We start from the raw sequence: 13,119 nt of genomic DNA, 5'->3' as shown, positions 1-13,119 counted from the left end.
TTATGGTTGAGCTTTTGGTAAACGATTGGCTGCAATCTGACGTGTCACTTGCTGAGCAATATCATCAATCACGATTCGATTCAAATAAGCTTCTTGTTGGTTATCGGTGTTTACTGTTGCCACATCATATTGGTAAGTACGTGATGCGGTGAGTGTGCGTGGTTCAGTAATTTTATTACCTTGGCGATCTTCGATTTGGAAAGTCACAGTTAAACGCAATAGCACTTCAGTTAATGTACCATTGAGTAACTGGCGGCGAGGCGTGTAATCTAAAATGCGAAGTACATAGGCATCATTGGCATTACTGAGTTGTACGCCTGTAGCACTGAGATAGATACTTAAACGATTTTCGAGTTCATCCGTATTGTCAGGTAAAACCAAAGTGAGTTTGTTATAAACCAATGGAGTTGCCGTTGGATAGCTTCCCTTTAAATGAAAGCCACAGCCAACTAAGCCTGCACTTAGACCTAAAGTTAAAACGATAGCAGCTAAACGTTGTGCTAAGTGCATATTTATTCCTCTAATCAAATCTATTCTAATTCCTCTTTGGTAGAGGGTTAAAACCTCTCTTATGTTTAAGAGAGGTTAGAAAGAATTATTAAACAACTAAATTAACAAGTTTATTTGGCACCACAATTTCTTTCTTGGTTGGACCAGTCAAGAATTGTTGAACTTCTGGTAATGCTTTTGCCAAAGCCAATAACTCATCTTTAGAGATATCGACTGCGACGTCTAACTTACCACGAAGCTTACCATTCACTTGTACAACAATCGTTTGCGTATTACGGGTTAACGCTGACTCATCTACTTGTGGGAACAACACCGTAGTTAAATCAATACCAAACTCAGCCAATAAAGTTTGACTTAAATGAGGTGCAAATGGTGCTAATAATGTAAGAAGCGTGATGATCGATTCACGTTGAACCATTAAATCATCATGTCCTCTTTCATTAAACTTGTTAATGGCATTGAGTAATTCCATTAATGCAGCAATAGCTGTATTAAATGCATGACGACGTTCAATATCATCGCCAACTTTTTGAATGGTTTCATGGGTTTTACGACGTAGATCTTTCGCTTGATCCGTCATATTTTCTTGAGTAGGAAGTGGGATTGTATCTACTTTCTGTTCAAGAAAACTTGTAGCCAAACGCCAAACACGTTTTAAGAAACGGTTTGAACCTTCAAGCCCTTCATCTGACCAAATAAGTGATTGATCGGGTGGTGCAGCAAACATCATAAACACACGTGCAGTATCTGCTCCCCAAATATCAATAATATATTGTGGGTCAATACCATTATTTTTCGATTTCGACATTTTCTCAGTGCCGTTGAAAACAACAGGTAAACCGTCGACTTTTAATTCGCATTCAAAACTTGAACCTACTTTCCCTGCATCAAACCTCGTGTATTTATTGACTTCATCAGGGTTATACCAAGTTTTTTTACCATTTCCATCTTCACGATAAAAACTATCTGCCAAAACCATGCCTTGTGTTAACAAGTTAGTAAATGGTTCATTACCTTGTACCACGCCTTCATCACGCATCAATTTATGGAAGAAACGTGCATAAAGTAAGTGCAGGATTGCGTGTTCTACACCACCGATATATTGGTTCACAGGAAGCCAGCTTTGCGCCGCTTCAGGTTTCACCATACCGCCAGTAAAGTCTGGAGATGCATAACGTGCATAGTACCAAGAGGATTCTACGAACGTATCCAAAGTATCGGTTTCACGACGTGCATCGCCACCACAGCTTGGGCACTTGGTTTCGTAGAACTCAGGCATCTTGTTCAATGGATTACCTGAACCATCTGGTACGACGTCAGTTGGTAATACCACTGGCAATTGATCTTCTGGAACAGTGACTTGACCACAGCTATTACAGTTGATCATTGGAATTGGGCAACCCCAGTAACGTTGACGAGAAACACCCCAGTCACGTAAACGGAATTGAACCTTAGCATTCGCTAAAGTTTGTGGTTCTAATTTTGCAAGGAAAGCATCAAATGCAGCTTGGAATGCCAAGCCGTCAAATTCGCCTGAATTAACCAGTTTGCCTTCTTTAGAACCATACCATTCTTGCCATTCAGTTGCTGAGTATTCAGCATCATCAGCACCTTTGGCATCAATCACTTGTTTGATTGCTAAATTGAATTTATTGGCAAATTCAAAATCACGTTCGTCATGTGCAGGAACTGCCATCACAGCACCTGAGCCGTATGACATCAATACATAGTTCGCAATCCAAACAGGCAAGTCTTCACCTGTGACTGGATGCTTCACGAATAAGCCTGTTGCCATGCCTTTCTTTTCAGCAGTGGCTAAATCAGCTTCTGCGACTGAACCCATACGGCATTCTTCAATAAATGCAGCAAGTTCAGGATTATTTTCAGACGCTTTAAGTGCCATAGGGTGTTCTGCTGCAACTGCAACATAAGTCACACCCATCAACGTATCAGCACGCGTGGTATAAACGGTTAAACCATCTGCATAGATTTCAGTATTGGCAGAAGGGAAGGTGATTTCCATCCCTGTAGAACGGCCGATCCAGTTACGTTGCATGGTCAAGACCTGTTGTGGCCAACCGTCTTTTAATGTATCTAAATCGTCTAATAGTTCTTGTGCATAGTCGGTGATGCGGAAGTAGTACATTGGAATATCGCGTTTTTCTACCAATGCACCTGAACGCCAGCCACGACCATTTTCAACCTGTTCATTCGCAAGTACAGTCTGGTCTACAGGATCCCAGTTCACGGTTGAAAGCTTACGATAGATCAAGCCTTTCTTATAAAGTTGTACGAATAACCACTGTTCCCAATGGTAGTACTCTGGTGTGCAGGTCGCAAACTCGCGATCCCAATCGACAGACAAGCCCAATTTTTTTAATTGGTCACGCATGTACGCAATGTTTTCAAATGTCCATTTTGCTGGTGCAACTTGGTGTGCAATCGCTGCATTTTCAGCAGGCAAACCAAACGCATCCCAACCCATAGGTTGCAATACCGTTTCACCTTTTAAACGATAAAAACGGCTGATCACGTCACCAATGGTGTAGTTACGCACATGCCCCATATGCAGTTTGCCACTTGGGTAGGGGAACATCGACAGGATATAGCGATGTTTGCCCTCTACAGTGTCTGCAACTTTAAAAACTTTGCGATTGTCCCAGTCTTGTTGAACTTGAGGCTCAATGGCACTTGCTTGATATTCGGAGTCAATGTGAGAAGTCGTCATAGGGATATGCGATACAACAAAAATTAAAGTTAAGATTGCCGCACAGCATAGCGCAAAATAGGTGGGGATGTCAGTTTTTAGCTGAGGATTTTATCTTCTAAATGATATGAGTGGAAACCAGTTGGGGTATTTTTAAAAAGTGAATGGCTTTGAATTTGCTAAAGGTTCTCTTTTTCAGATGAAGAGGCATCCAATACAGTCCTCATAATAATCTGTAAATATTGAAATAGTATTGATATATTAATTTGTTTTTAATAGAATTTTTGTTTTATCCAAACAAAGTGACGAATCTAAAATAGTCACCTTGTTTGAACCGACTAAAACAGTTTAAAGATTTGGTTTTACTCTAACTGGTGCTGCGACGGGTGTTTGAATAGGTGGTGCAGAAGCAGGAGCTTGAGGTGCAGCATTAACAGGTGCTGGATTAGTATTTTGTGTCTGCTGAGCTACTGGTTGCGGAGCTTCATTCTGTGCTTGTGGGGCTGCTGGCGGAGCTACATTTGAATGACTACTGCCATAAGTAGAAATTTTATTTAAACTTTTTGCCCCTTTAGGTGGTGGTGTGGTGGTGTAATGTGTCGAGCCGTTTGCATCCATCCACTTGTAATATTGTTGTGCATAATTCTGGCTAGAACAAAAAAGTAGCGTTACAGTTGCGATGGTATATAAACTTGTTTTTAAATATGATGGTTTCATGATTTGATCTCCCCAAAAGAATGCTGTCTATATTCGATCAAAGTGCTTAAATGAGCAAATCACAATGCCTAGTTTTGTGTAAAAAGAAAATAGTTTTTTGATAAATGGACATTTGATTCGACCAAATTGCTTTGGTGTGCAAGCTTAAAAAAACAACAGCTAAAAAATATTCTTAAAAAACCTTTTCTTTATTCTTGACTTTGTGTATGAAAGCAACAAAAATGCTTGCTTTAGTTTTATATGCGCTTATTTGATCACCCTTCGAATAAATGTCATGGCTTGCAATGGACATTCTTTCTAGCCGAGAGAATGATTTTTTGGAATATGTTTATCCCAACATGTTTTGATTCGAGATGTAATAACAGCTTATACGGCTGATGAGTCAGAAAATTTTTCCTATTGCAGCAAAAACGAGTAGAATACGCACACTTAAAAAAGTGCATAAGTTAATGAATGAAAATACAATTTATGTCTCCCATAAATTGTACTAACACTAGGGTGAATCACGTTGGAACTTTTATCTGGTGGTGAAATGCTCGTTCGTGCGCTTGCGGACGAAGGCGTAGAGCATGTTTTTGGTTATCCAGGCGGCGCAGTTTTACATATTTATGATGCGCTTTTTCAACAAGACAAAATCAATCATTACCTCGTACGTCATGAGCAAGCTGCTGGTCATATGGCAGATGCATATTCGCGCGTAACAGGGAAAACGGGTGTTGTTCTTGTGACTTCTGGTCCAGGTGCAACAAATACTGTGACTCCAATTGCAACAGCTTATATGGACTCAATCCCAATGGTGATTTTGTCTGGTCAAGTTGCGAGTCATTTAATCGGTGAAGATGCATTCCAAGAAACGGATATGGTTGGTATTTCTCGTCCAATCGTAAAACACAGTTTCCAAGTGCGTCATGCCAGCGAAATTCCTGCAATTATTAAGAAAGCATTCTATATCGCAGCTTCTGGCCGTCCAGGCCCAGTTGTAATTGATATTCCAAAGGATGCAACCAATCCAGCAGAAAAATTTGCCTACGAATATCCTGAAAAAGTGAAGATGCGTTCTTATCAACCGCCTTCACGTGGACATTCAGGTCAAATTCGTAAAGCAATTGATGAGCTGATCACTGCTAAACGCCCAATTATCTATACGGGTGGTGGTGTTGTTCAAGGTAATGCGTCTGCATTACTGACTGAACTTGCGCATCTATTGGGTTATCCAGTGACCAATACCTTGATGGGCTTAGGTGCTTTCCCAGGTAATGATCCACAATTTGTGGGTATGTTAGGGATGCATGGTACTTATGAAGCCAATATGACGATGCACAATGCAGACGTGATTTTGGCCATTGGTGCGCGTTTCGATGACCGTGTAACCAATAACCCTGCGAAATTCTGTTTGAATGCGAAAGTTATTCATATTGATGTAGATCCAGCGACCATTTCTAAAACGATCATGGCGCACATTCCTATCGTTGGTGCGGTTGAGCCAGTTCTTCAAGAAATGTTAGCTCAGCTTAAACAGATGAATGTGTCTAAGCCAAATCCAGAAGCAATTGCTGAATGGTGGTCTCAGATTAATGAGTGGCGTAAAGTTCATGGCTTACGCTATGAAGCGGCTCAAAATGGTGAAATGAAACCACAACAAGTGGTTGAAGCACTTGATCGTGTGACCAATGGTGAGGCGATTATTACGTCTGACGTAGGTCAGCACCAAATGTTTGGCGCAAACTACTACAAATACAAACGTCCACGCCAATGGATTAACTCTGGTGGTCTAGGCACTATGGGTGTTGGTTTGCCGTATGCAATGGCAGCGAAGCTTGCATTCCCAGATCAACAAGTAGTGTGTATCACAGGTGAAGCATCAATTCAGATGTGTATCCAAGAATTATCAACATGTAAGCAATATGGCTTAAATGTGAAAATTCTTTGCTTGAATAACCAAGCTTTAGGCATGGTGAAGCAGTGGCAAGACATGAACTATGAAGGGCGTCATTCAAGCTCTTATGTAGATTCTTTACCTGATTTTGCAAAATTGATGGAAGCTTATGGTCACGTAGGTATTCAAATCAATCATGCAGATGAATTGGAATCTAAACTTGCTGAGGCGATGGCAATTAATGATAAATGTGTATTCATTAATGTCATGGTTGATCGTACAGAACATGTTTATCCAATGTTGATTGCAGGTCAATCGATGAAAGATATGTGGTTAGGTAAAGGGGAGCGCACATAATGAGACATATTATTTCTGTACTCGTTGAAAATGAAGCTGGTGCGCTTTCTCGTCTTGTGGGTTTATTTAGCCAACGTGGTTACAACATCGAGACACTCAATGTTGCGCCTACTGAAGATGAAACTTTATCTCGTTTGACACTCACCACTTATGGTGATGATCATAAAATTGAGCAAATCACTAAACAACTCAATAAATTAGTTGAAGTTGTTAAAGTGGTTGACCTATCAGAAGGTTCACATATTGAACGTGAATTGATGTTGATTAAAGTCAAAGCGCTCGGTGCTGCTCGTGCTGAAATTAAACGTACAGCAGACATCTTCCGTGCTCAAATCGTCGATGTAACACCAACCACTTATACGATTCAGATCGCTGGTACAACAGATAAAATTGATGGATTTATTGATGCGCTTGCTGAAAATACCATTCTAGAAGTTGTACGTTCTGGTGTATCGGGCATCGCACGTGGTGAAAAAGTTTTAAGTATTTAATCGCTTCCCCAATTCTTCATATAGAAATGTAAGAATTGGGAAGTTCCAAAGAATCTATCCTTGTATAACAAGGGAAATGACAAAAATTTTAGCGGAGAAAACAGATGCAAATTTTTTACGATAAAGACTGTGACTTATCAATCATCCAAGGCAAGAAAGTTGCAATCATTGGTTATGGTTCACAAGGTCATGCTCACGCACTTAACTTGAAAGACTCTGGCGTTGACGTAACTGTTGGTTTACGTGCAGGTTCTACTTCTTGGAAAAAAGCTGAAAATTCTGGTCTTAAAGTATCTGAAGTTCCAGCGGCTGTTGCTCAAGCTGACTTAGTGATGATTTTGACTCCAGATGAGTTTCAATCTCAACTTTATCGTGATGTGATTGAGCCGAATATTAAAGAAGGTGCGACTTTAGCATTTGCTCATGGTTTCTCAATTCTTTATAACCAAGTTGTTCCACGTAAAGACTTAGACGTAATCATGGTTGCTCCAAAAGCACCAGGTCACACTGTACGTTCTGAATATCAACGTGGTTCAGGTGTACCTGACTTAATCGCAATTCACCAAGATGCTTCTGGTAATGCACGTAACGTTGCTCTTTCTTACGCTTCTGGTGTAGGTGGTGGTCGTACAGGTATCATCGAAACTTCTTTCCGTGAAGAAACTGAAACTGACTTATTCGGTGAGCAAGCAGTTCTTTGTGGTGGTGCGGTTGAATTGGTTAAAATGGGCTTCGAAACTTTGGTCGAAGCTGGTTATGCACCAGAAATGGCTTACTTCGAATGCTTACATGAACTTAAGTTAATCGTTGACTTAATGTTCGAAGGCGGTATCGCGGACATGAATTACTCAGTGTCTAACAACGCTGAGTACGGTGAATATGTGACTGGTACTGAAGTGATCAATGAACAGTCTCGTGAAGCAATGCGTAATGCATTGAAACGTATCCAATCTGGTGAATATGCGAAAATGTTCATCCAAGAAGGTGCGTTAAACTACCCATCTATGACTGCTCGTCGTCGTCAAAACGCTGCTCATGGTATCGAAGTAACAGGTAATAAGTTACGTGCGATGATGCCTTGGATTCAAGCGAACAAGATTGTTGATAAAGAGAAGAACTAAGTTTTAGTTTAATCTTTAAAAAAACCCTTGTTTCTACAAGGGTTTTTTTATTAGCGTAATCCTTACGCTGCGTGCCTTAGCGAAGCATAGCTTCACTCTTACGCAGGGGAAAAGCGATGCTTTTCTATTTCCCTGCTCATACCTTGGATTCAAGCGAACAAGATCGTAGACAAAGAAAAGAACTAATTTTTAGTTTAATCGTTAAAAGCCCTTGTTTGTACAAGGGTTTTTTATGTCATTTTATAGGTGAGGATGTTGGTAATAATCAAAATATTTTCGAGAGTTTAGATGATAGAAATAAAAGGTCATGAGAATGATGAAACTAAAAATTAAACTCATTACTCCGATAATTATGTGTATAGAGAACATCATAATAAAGGAGACAACAATACAAATACCAACACATAGTCCTATGCTGTATTCTAATTGTTGATTCTGTTTGTGTTTTTGTTTTGCTGATAAGGATGGAAATGGTGAATGCCAAATCTCCTGTTGTTGAGGGTGATTACTATATTTGAGTTTCTGATAGAAGTTAAAATCGATTTCCTCAAAGCATTCAAATAAAGCACGTTCAAAAATAGGGAAATTGGAAAGTTCAGATGAAATATGAAAATCGGAAGCGTTATTACAATGCAGTTGAATTATAAATCTAGGCTTGTCGATCAGTCTGTTGAAGCTGATCTGTTGAACATCAAATGTACATACAGATTCTTTTATTAGAATACCTTGCTGATGTAATGACCATTGTTGATTTTGCCTGAAAAATAATCCTGTTTTTATATGTATAAATTCTAGTTCTTGAGAACAGTCTGGCATGATCTGAATTTGTAAGAGCAAATATGATTGAGGTAGTAAATAGAGTTCGACTGTTTGTCCAATCAATTTCTCAGGATCATATGTAGCCTTTATTGTGTCAAATTGAGGGTAAGGAATATTAAAGACACGTATTAATGATGATCCATCCAGTGTTTGAAAACTAATTTCTAATTTGAGTTGTTTGAGAGTCTTGTTCCATTGTTGAATCTTTTGAATTGTTCCCTGTGTGATGAGGTATCTTTTCTCATTAATTTCATGCTGATAAATTCTTAATTTATATTTTTGTAGTTGCAGAGTGTACAGTTCATATAGACGAGGAATGATAGATATAATAATCATCGCAATAGCAAAGCGCCGTGAATAAGGTTGAGGAAAGGTAAAGACTGCTAATACAGCAATTAAATAAGTATAGCCTCCAATCAATCTAAGTCTCTTATCAACTTTCTCTTGATAGAATGATGAGGGGAAATAATAGATGGACAACTGTTTTTTTAAGTAATCGAATTGTTCTGTAGACGTAATGGTCTTTATCACAGGTAGATTCTGAGGGGTCATGCGCCACATTTTTTTTTGTTTATGAATTAACCATATCATAATTTAGTTTGTGAATATATTCTATCATTATGATAAGAAAAGGTATTTTTATTAAATCATGGCAGCTTTGATGATCTGTTGATAACAGAGTTATAACAATACTGACATTAAAAAGGCATAAGATATTTATAAGCCAAGTACTTTATATCGTACTTAATACATGACAAAAACAACAAAACTGCTGCTTATTTTTAGGCTGCAGCCCGATTTAAAACAAACAAAAAAATATCCATTTATATACTAAAAATATCTCGCAAAAGTAAGTCAGTCTTTTGATAAAAAGATGCAATAAAAAAACAAACCTTTTCATTGGTTTGAAATGATTACATGTTTTTATTCTATTGATTTATAAAATGAAAAAGACTTGACCTTATGCTAGATGATGTTATTGTTAAGGAGAGTTTATGAATACACAATTTGTATCTTTTTTGAGTGTTAAGGATCGTTCTAGTTCCGAGCAATTCGCTCAACAAATAAAAAAAAGTACTGAATAATCATGGAAGTCCTTTATGGTTCACGTTGATTACGATAGCACATGGGTCATCGTTTCCATTTTGGTTGCAGTAGCGACTTGCTATGCTGCAGTTTCAATGGAAGAGCTCGTTTTTAAAACTGCTTATAAGAAGTTTGAAAGAAGCATTTTAGCAATGAGTGGATTGATCCTAGGTTTGGCAATTTGGTCAATGCATTTTGTTGGAATGCTAGCGAGCCATTTGCCCCAAGGCTATCATTTTGATATTAGTTTGACTGTGCTTTCATATTTGATAGGCGCAACAGCCTCTATTTTTGCAGTTTGGCTAACCACTAGACCGACTTTGCCTTTGCCACGTTTAATACTAGGTGCATTGTTCCTTGGTTTAGGTATTTCGGGGATGCATTATACAGGGATGCTGGCTCTCTCAATTGAACAGCATGAATTGCGTTATGACCCAGTATTAGTGATTTGTTCGGTATTAATTGCAGTCAGTGGCTCAGGTTTGAGTTGCCTATTCGTTTTCAAGTACAAAACGGCAGTGAAGTATAAAAAGACCTTAAAAGCAGTTGTTGCGGTATTAATGGCTTTTAGTATTGTTGGTATGCACTATACAGGCATGGCGGCGACTTATTTTGATGCTGGTGTTGCAGAAGCACTTGGTTCGGCACAAACAGAACAAGCCATTTTGTTATTTACCATTATTTTTATTACTAGTTTAGTTTTTGTATCAGGCTTTGCAGTTGCCGTGTTAGAAGCACGATTAGAAGAACGAAATCAACAATTGGTGAGGATAAATAAAGAGTTAGCAACGCAGTCATTGCATGATTCTTTGACGAAGTTGCCGAATCGTTTGTATTTAACTGACTATGCCGAAGTGATATTTAGTCACCACCGTTTAAAAGAAGAAAAAGCCGCATTTTTGTATGTCGATTTAGACCGTTTTAAATCAGTGAATGATGCTTTTGGACATCATGTTGGCGATCAGCTCTTAATTCAGATGGCAAATCGTTTGCATGACAAGTTAAGCCTAGATCATAAATTATTTCGTATTGGTGGTGATGAGTTTGTACTGGTCTCTGAAAACACTGATCTTAATGAAGCGATGATCCTTGCGGAACAAGTCCTACATTTTATTCAGGAAACGTATCTGATCGCAACCAAGGAAATTAATATATCCGCGAGTTTGGGAATTGCGATGTATCCTGAGCATGGAAGCAATGTACAGGATTTATTGATTAATGCAGATGTGGCAATGCTGGCATCTAAAGAACAGGGGCGAAATACGTTTACGGTTTTCCATTCTGTTACAGATCAGCAAGATGTCCGTAGTCAATCCAAACTGATTAATGATTTATATAAAGCGGTAGATGAGCAGCAATTTGTGTTGTTCTATCAACCTAAGTTTACTTCAAGTTATCAAGTCTGTGGCGTGGAAGCCTTGATTCGTTGGAAACATCCAACGCTAGGCTTATTAACCCCTCAAATGTTTATTGAAGGTGCTGAAAAAACAGGGTTAATTATTCCAATGGGATATTGGGCATTGGAGCAAGCCTGTCAGCAAATCCAGAAATGGGAACGAAGTAATAGTCCTTTTTATCCAATTGCTGTCAACTTATCTGCACTACAATTTGAAAATAAAAAGTTATTTAGTGTGTTAGAACAATTATTAAAACAATATCAAATTCAACCGCATAATCTTATTTTAGAAATCACAGAATCAACCGCAATGCATCATATCGATTCAAGTATTCGTACTTTAGAACGTTTGCGTAAGTTGGGGATTCGTATTGCGATTGATGATTTTGGCACAGGTTATTCAAGTTTCTTATATTTAAAAGATCTACCGATAGATGAACTTAAAATTGATCGTGGTTTCTTGATTGATTTACAACCTAATTCCAAAGAAGAAGCAATTTTGGAAAGTATCATTCATCTTGCCGCTAAATTGCAGCTTATTGTGACTGCTGAAGGTGTAGAAACACAACAACAAGCTGATATTTTAACCAATTTGGGTTGTAATCAATTGCAGGGCTATCTGTTAGGTATGCCTGTCAATGTTGAGAGTTTGGTTTTAAATCGTCATCACTTTGCTTAATACATTTTGATGCAGTACTTGTTTGCATCCTTTACTCAATAAAAGGCTGTTCATATCCGTAAGTTCGAGATATGTCACAGCCAATATTGTGGTTTGAAAAATACAGTGAATTAATTTGAGCGTTGGCTCAGCCATGCTGTAATCACAGGCCATACGGCTTGTGGAGCTTGGCTACCAGAGACTAAGCCCATGTGTCCACCTGATACGATTTTAAAGGTTTTATCGGGGCTACTAATCAAATCCATCAATGGTCGTACGGCTTCAGCAGTCACAATGATGTCGGTATCTCCGCCAATCGCGAGTACTGAGCATTCAATATCTTTCAAATGCGCTGTTTGATCCCCAAATTTAACGATGCCTGTCGATAGTTCATTATCAATCCAGAAGCGTAGAATAATGTCACGCATCACGCCACCAGGGTAAGCAAGCATGTTGTCAACAAATGAACTTGATGTTGCGTGATTAATAACAAACTGTCGATCGTTCAAATTTTTCAGTAATTGCCAATAATTTTTAAAATTACCCACTGGATCTGTGAGCTTAAACCCAAGCGTATTTTGCCAACCGTGAATATGGAAATAGCGGCTTGGAATTTGACGGATTCGGAAATTAGTATTGGTCCGCACCCATTGTGCTGGTGTGTTTAACTTTTGATAAAGCTTGCCGATATAACCTGATTGATGAGTGTTAATTGGTGATGCCAAAATCATTAAATTCTTAATATTTTTATCTTTAAATAATGAGGTATAGCAAAGTGAGATAGCCCCACCTAGACTCCAGCCATACAGTGATAGTTGTTGTTGTCCGCTATGTTCACGAATTTTGTTGATAAAGTCGGGCATAAAGATTTTGATATATGTACCGAAATTATATTTGGCTTGTTTACGGCTTGGTGTGCCCCAGTCAATCATATACACATCAAAACCTTGACTTTGAAAGTAACGAATGAGACTACGATCAGGAAACAAATCGAACACTAAGGTATTCGCTGCTAATGGCGGAATAATGACGAGTGGTACACGGTGTTTATTTTCACCTGTTTCTACATCTGCCTTGTAAAACCGTAAGCTAATAATTTCACGTTCATAAACGACTTCAAAAGGTGTCTTTCCTGACAATGCCAGTTGATGTCCCCTCAAGAAACGATCTGCCGCATTTGAAAATACTTGTGCAGCTTGCTTACCCGCACGCGTTTTTAAGATTGATTGGGCTGTTTTAGCGTTAACAAAGGTATCTTTAACTTTAGGCAATTGAGTCATCGTGCAAGAACTCTATGGTTACAACTGTGTAGCCGCATATTAGAAGAAAAAGTCTCTAAGCTCAGTGACTCATTTGCTTAACTTGTATTCCAAAATGATCA

The 13,119-nt window shown here is 38.6% G+C and carries 9 protein-coding genes; 4 read left to right on the top strand and 5 right to left on the bottom strand.

Annotation, left to right across the window (positions count from 1 at the left end):
• The 3 genes from lptE to MMP60_RS12245 form a co-directional block, all read right to left on the bottom strand.
• Complete coding sequence (gene lptE / locus MMP60_RS12255; RefSeq protein ID WP_241336530.1) at window positions 1-510, bottom strand: LPS assembly lipoprotein LptE; 510 nt, start codon at window positions 508-510, stop codon at window positions 1-3.
• Between the two features lie 88 nt (window positions 511-598).
• A complete protein-coding gene (gene leuS, locus MMP60_RS12250; protein ID WP_241336527.1) occupies window positions 599-3,238 on the bottom strand; it encodes a leucine--tRNA ligase in 2,640 nt (879 codons plus the stop codon).
• A gap of 327 nt (window positions 3,239-3,565) precedes the next feature.
• Entirely contained in the window at window positions 3,566-3,934 is a 369-nt protein-coding gene (locus MMP60_RS12245; protein WP_241336525.1) for a DUF4124 domain-containing protein, read from the bottom strand.
• A gap of 508 nt (window positions 3,935-4,442) precedes the next feature.
• Here MMP60_RS12245 and MMP60_RS12240 point away from each other — a divergent pair.
• The 3 genes from MMP60_RS12240 (at window position 4,443) to ilvC (ending at window position 7,779) form a co-directional block, all read left to right on the top strand.
• Entirely contained in the window at window positions 4,443-6,167 is a 1,725-nt protein-coding gene (locus MMP60_RS12240) for an acetolactate synthase 3 large subunit (protein WP_241336523.1), read from the top strand.
• On the top strand, window positions 6,167-6,658 hold the full coding sequence (gene ilvN, locus MMP60_RS12235) for an acetolactate synthase small subunit (protein WP_241336522.1): 492 nt from the start codon (window positions 6,167-6,169) through the stop codon (window positions 6,656-6,658). The genes MMP60_RS12240 and ilvN overlap by 1 nt, the downstream gene beginning before the upstream one ends.
• Window positions 6,659-6,762: 104 nt before the next feature.
• The gene (ilvC, locus tag MMP60_RS12230; RefSeq protein ID WP_004655853.1) at window positions 6,763-7,779 is read left to right on the top strand and encodes a ketol-acid reductoisomerase; all 1,017 of its coding nucleotides are present in this window, start codon (window positions 6,763-6,765) and stop codon (window positions 7,777-7,779) included.
• A 240-nt stretch (window positions 7,780-8,019) separates the two neighbouring features.
• Here ilvC and MMP60_RS12225 read toward each other — a convergent pair whose 3' ends face one another.
• Window positions 8,020-9,150, bottom strand: coding sequence for a hypothetical protein (locus MMP60_RS12225; protein WP_241336514.1), 1,131 nt, complete (start codon window positions 9,148-9,150; stop codon window positions 8,020-8,022).
• A 548-nt stretch (window positions 9,151-9,698) separates the two neighbouring features.
• Between MMP60_RS12225 and MMP60_RS12220 the strand changes: the two genes are divergently transcribed.
• A complete protein-coding gene (locus MMP60_RS12220) occupies window positions 9,699-11,759 on the top strand; it encodes an EAL domain-containing protein (protein ID WP_241336512.1) in 2,061 nt (686 codons plus the stop codon).
• Between the two features lie 110 nt (window positions 11,760-11,869).
• Here the strand turns inward: MMP60_RS12220 and MMP60_RS12215 are convergent, their stop codons facing one another.
• Complete coding sequence (locus MMP60_RS12215) at window positions 11,870-13,018, bottom strand: alpha/beta fold hydrolase (protein WP_241336511.1); 1,149 nt, start codon at window positions 13,016-13,018, stop codon at window positions 11,870-11,872.
• Window positions 13,019-13,119: the final 101 nt, after the last annotated feature.

The organism is Acinetobacter sp. ANC 4805 (assembly GCF_022549495.1).
Classification (GTDB): domain Bacteria; phylum Pseudomonadota; class Gammaproteobacteria; order Pseudomonadales; family Moraxellaceae; genus Acinetobacter.
The sequence above is the reverse complement of the archived record's forward strand: the minus strand, read 5'-3'. Positions and strand labels throughout refer to the sequence as shown.